The sequence below is a fragment of the Sphaerotilus sp. genome (assembly GCF_041083715.1).
Taxonomy (GTDB): domain Bacteria; phylum Pseudomonadota; class Gammaproteobacteria; order Burkholderiales; family Burkholderiaceae_C; genus Sphaerotilus.
In genome coordinates this window covers 1-4,373 of sequence record NZ_JBFPGY010000264.1, presented here as the reverse complement: position 1 = coordinate 4,373, position 4,373 = coordinate 1, and the positions used below count along the sequence as shown (strand labels likewise).

At 71.1% G+C, this 4,373-nt stretch carries 1 protein-coding gene; it reads left to right on the top strand.

Annotated elements, in window-relative coordinates; translation table 11 throughout:
- The coding region (locus AB3X43_RS11880) for a beta strand repeat-containing protein (protein ID WP_369430057.1) at positions 1–4,373 on the top strand (4,373 nt) is incomplete at both ends.

Genomic DNA, 4,373 nt, shown 5'->3' with positions numbered 1-4,373 from the left:
TGACGCAGATGAGCGTGGCGTACAACCGGCTGGGGCACGCGGTCGAGGCGCAGGAGGTGGACACCGGGGCGGGCACGTACGTGGTCAGCCTGCTGGAGGGCGAGACGCGCATGCGGGGCGTGGCCACGGTGGCCGTCGGCGGCGTGCTGACGGTGGCCGGCGAGGTCTTCGTCGAGAGCCGCACGGGCGTGGGTCAGACGCTGAGCGACGGCCGCAGCGTGCAGACCGACCAGCTGACGCTGGGCGGAGCGGGGCTGAGCGCGGTGGTGACGGCCGGCGCGGGTGGTGCCGATCTGGCCCGCCTGGGCCAGGCGGACCTGGTGCTGGTGGTCTCCACCAACCGGGCGAACACGAACGAGCGCTGGCTGACGGTGGAGGGCGGGCTGCACAGCGCCTCGGTGCTGGGCTATGCGCTCGACGAGCACCTGCAGAGCGCGCAGCTGCACATCAACCAGGCGCTGGATGCGGGCGGCAGCCTGCTGGACGGCGCGGCGGCGATCGACTGGAGCGGGCAGGCCCGCACGGTGGCGCTGAGCGCGGTGGAGCAGGGCAAGCAGGCCGTGCTGGACCTGGCCCGCAGCGACTTCTCGATCCCGGTCAGCGGCGCGCTGCAACTGGGCGAGAGCCTGCTGTCGGGCGACTTCGTGCTGACGCTGGGACATGACAGCAGCGGCGCGCGGACCTGGGACGTCACGGCCAGCAACGCCAGCGTGGTGCTGGGGGCGGGCGGGGCACAGGTCAGCCTGACGCAGGCCAGCGGCCACCTGTTCCTGTCGCCGACGGCGCGCAGCGGGAGCCTGACGGGTCGAGCGAGCCTGAGCGGAGTGGGCGGGGTGGGCCTGAGCGGGACGCTGAGCGCGTCGTTCAGCGGCACGGCGCTGGTGCTGTCGGGCACGGGGGTGGCGCTGAGCGTGGACGGGTTCGGCGAGATGACGGGCGACTTCGCGGTGCAGCGCAGCGGCACGGGAGCCAGCGGGGTGCTGCAAGTGGGCCTGAGCAACGTGAACGCGAGCATAGGCAACGCGGACGCGGGGCTGGGCGTGAGCGGGGCGAGCCTGGGGCTGCTGATCAAGCAGCGCAGCGACGGGGCCACGGGCTACGCGCTGGTGGCCAGCGGAGCGGCGAGCCTGCACGGTTTTGCCGGGGTGAGCCTGGAGGCGGCGGCGGAGGTGCGGATCAACACGCTGGGCGAGGCGAGCACGGCCAGCATCGCGGTGGGTGGCGGGCAGGTGAGGCTGGACTTCAGCGACGCGACCGAACGCAAGGAAGTGCGCATCACCGCGGGCACGGTGGCGGTGGACGGGCTGGGCAGCCTGAGCGGGGCGCTGGCGGTCCACAGCCAGACGACGCTGGACGCCAGCGGCGTGCGGGTCACGGACCTGCAGATCGGTCTGGCGCAGATCAACGGCAGCCTGAACCTCGGGGGGCTGGGTGCGACGCTGGGCCAGGGGCGCGGCGCGGTGCTGCTGCACCGGGAGGGCACGCAGGCGGGCACGGTGGCGGTGCAGGCGCAGGGCGACGTGGCGCTGACCGGGCTGGGCAGCGCGCTGAGCCTGACGGTGACGCAGATGAGCGTGGCGTACAACCGGCTGGGGCACGCGGTCGAGGCGCAGGAGGTGGACACCGGGGCGGGCACGTACGTGGTCAGCCTGCTGGAGGGCGAGACGCGCATGCGGGGCGTGGCCACAGTGGTCGTCGGCGGCGTGCTGACCATGGGTGGTCAGATCTCGATCGAGAACCGCAGCAACGTCCCCCTGGTGCTTTCGGACAACAGCACCGTGCAGGTGGACGAGCTGGTCCTGGCCGGTCTGGACCTGGAGACCTCGCTCACGGCCGGTGCAGGTGGCCTGGGTTTGAGCTTGCACCAGGCCGATGTGGCGCTGGTCCTGGCGACCGACCGCAGCGATGCGACGCACCGCTGGCTGACGGCGACCGCCGATGTCGGCCGCATCGAGGTGGCCGGCATGAACCTGGCTGAACTCACGGGCGCCCGGTTGAGTCTCAACGGGACGCTGTCCGGTGGTGGCTTGCTGGTGACTCCAGGGGCGGTGAGCGCCAACTGGGCCACGCCGCTGGCGGTGAGCCTGGGCAGCGGGCAGGTGCTGGACCTGAGCGCCACCGGCGCCGAGCTGGCCCTGTCGGCCACCGGCACGCTGCACCTCGGTCCGGCCTCTGCACAGGGCAGTTTTGCCATCACCCGGTTGGCCGATGGCTGGAATGTGCGTGCCAACGATGTCCAGGTGGTCCTGGCCGCCGGCGGCGCCCGGGCCATCCTGCGCCATGGCACGGGAGACCTCTACTTCGGACCAGGGCAGGTCCGCAGCGGCTTCCTCACCGGCCAGGGCGCCGTCGAGGGGGTCAGCGGAGTGAGCTTCGCCGGCCAGATGCAGGCACGCTTCAACAGCAGCACCGGCAATTTTGAACTCGCCGGGGCGGCCGCCATCGGTCTGGACGGGTTTGCAAGCCTGTCCGGGCAATTCGCTGTCACCCAGGTGGCACCGCCGGTGGTGGTGCCGCAGGTGGTGGTGGTGCGCGCGGACACGGCTGCGCAAGGGCAGGTGGTCGAATCCATCCCGGGTGGTGTGCACACCGACGCCGTCTTCACCCTCACGTCGAACGAGGCCGGGCGCTTCCGCGAAGGGGCCTACGTGTTCAGCCACGGCGGGGTGTCGGTCACCATCGACTCCCGCGCCGACGATGGCTTCACCCCGGTGAGCGACGCCGTGTTCTCGCAGCGTCTGCGGGCCGGACTGGGCCTGCTGTTCGGGTCCGGCAATGTGGCTGTCAGTGGCGACCGGGCCAGCGGCTTGCGCATCGCCATGACGGGTGCCTTGTCGGGTCAGACCGTCACCGACCTCGGCATGACGCCGCCGGCGGATCCCGCCGACAAGACCGACTGGGGTCTGGTCAGCCAGGTGCAACGGCCCACCCAGGCTTCGCCGCAGTCCCATTACCTGCTGCTGGAGCAGCAGGACAGCAGCATCAGCGGCGCCAAGTTCAGCTTCACGGCGGGCAGCCAGACCACGGCTGCCATCCGCTATGCCGCGGACAAGAACCTGCAGGCGGTCAACATTCGCCAGGCCATCGAAAGCTTGTCCGGAGTCGGCCAGGGCAATGTGTCGGTGGTCTTTGACAACGGCACCGGTGGGGTGCTGGTGCAGGGCTACACCATCACCTTCGCGGCGGGCGTGCGTCTGCCGGGCCTGCAGGTCAACGCCTTCACCACCGCGATGGACGGCAGCCTGATGCGGGGCGTGGTCCGGGTCGATGCGACCCTGCAGACCCTGACAGGCGCCCAGGTGGCCACCGGGACCGTGCAGCAGGTCGACCTCTACGACGCACATCTCCAGGGCGGCTTCACGCTGGCCTTCACCGACCAGGGCGTGACCTACCAGACCAGCGAGATCGCGTTCAACGCCACGGCGGCGCAACTGCGTGATGCCCTGCGTGCGGCCGTGGGCAATGGACAGCGCTTCGCCGCCCAGGGCGGCGACGTGCAGGCCGAATTGGTGGGCGGCGCCGACCACCAGGTCTGGCGCGTCACCTTTGGCGGTGTCACGCTGGGGCGTCTGATCCCGACCATGGACGGTGTGGTGGTGTCGGTGCAGCACGCGCCGCAGACCGTGCTGGCCCAGATCCGGCAGGGCGCGGTCAGCTCGGAGATCCAGCAGCTGAGCGTGCCCGCTGGCACGGCCGCGTTTGCCCTGGCGTTTGGTGCGGACACCACGGCGCCGCTGGCGACCGCCGTCTCGGCCTCGGCGCTGCAACAGGCGCTGGAATCGCTCGCCGGCATCGGTGCGGGCAATGTGCGGGTGAGTGCGGCGGCGGCCGGTCACTGGGACATCGCTTTTGTCGGGCGCCTGGCGGGGGAGGACATCCAGGCCCTGCATTTCACCGAAGTGCAGACGCTGGACCTGCGCCTGGCCGATGGCCGCCTGGCTGACACGGCCAGCCTGCGCCTGGCCGGAGGCAGTACCTGGCTGACCACGCTGACGGCGGTTCAGGGCTTGACCCAGGCCGACCTGCGCACACAACTGGAAACCAGCCTGCGCGCACTGCCGGGCATCGGTGAGGACAACCTGACGGTGTACGTCACCGCCACGCCAGGGGTGTTCCGGTTGGTTGGCACGGGTGCCTTCGCTGGCGCCGACCTGCCCACGGTGGTGGCCGGGCTGTCACGCGATGTGGTGCAGCCGCCCAGCTACCTGCTCATCGGTGCGGCCGATGTCACGGCCCGACTGGGTGACAACAACGCTGGTTTGTCGGTGGATGGCTTGGGCCTGGGTCTGGTGCTGTCGACCAACACCACCACCGGCGCCACCGGTTACGCCCTCATGGGCTCGGGCACCGCGTCGCTGGCCGGCTTCGGCGGC